Raw genomic sequence first — 578 nt, forward strand, 5'->3', positions numbered from 1 at the left:
GGCGGTTTACTCTTTTTTTGTTAAGGAAAGCTAGAGAACGATATATTCAAAAGAACGAACTGCTTTGAGTAGTTTGGTCTTTTTTTGTGATCAAAGCATAGGGATTAGTAAGACAAGCTCAAAATGAGAGGTGAAGACAATGGATCCAATTATATTAATTTCAGTTCTAGCTGCACTCGTTATCATATTATTAGTTGTTGGTGCACCAATGAAACCGGTTCGTTTTTTAGGGAATATTGCTGTAAAGTTTGTGATTGGTGCACTTATGCTCTTCTTTGTAAACACATTTGGATCTTTTATTGATTTCCACATCCCTATTAATGGTGTCACAACTGCTGTTTCTGGTCTGCTCGGTGTTCCGGGTGTTGTTCTTTTAATCGTAATTAAACAGTTTATTATTTAGTGAAGGGTTTGATTGAAGTTCAAACCCTATTTTTTTATTTTTATAGTTGCAATTTCCCTTGTTACATGGTATATTATTTCTTGTCGCTAAGAAGACCTAAAAAAACACAAAAACATATTGACATTATAATTTGTTTTTGATAAGATACAAAGGTCGCCACGAAACGACAAATGAG

Annotated in this window: 1 protein-coding gene; it reads left to right on the forward strand. The window is 33.7% G+C overall.

The window, feature by feature from the left end:
- Positions 1-139: 139 nt before the first annotated feature.
- Complete coding sequence (locus JCM9140_RS22170) at positions 140-403, forward strand: pro-sigmaK processing inhibitor BofA family protein (protein ID WP_034751874.1); 264 nt, start codon at positions 140-142, stop codon at positions 401-403.
- The last annotated feature ends 175 nt before the right edge of the window (positions 404-578 follow it).

Origin of the sequence: Halalkalibacter wakoensis JCM 9140 (assembly GCF_000513095.1) — a bacterium.
GTDB classification, from domain to species: Bacteria; Bacillota; Bacilli; order Bacillales; family Bacillaceae_D; genus Halalkalibacter; species Halalkalibacter wakoensis.

Excerpts from the sequence above, each read along its gene's own strand:
- JCM9140_RS22170 (WP_034751874.1), top strand. The coding sequence starts at position 140 with ATGGATCCAATTATATTAATTTCAGTTCTAGCTGCACTCGTTATCATA.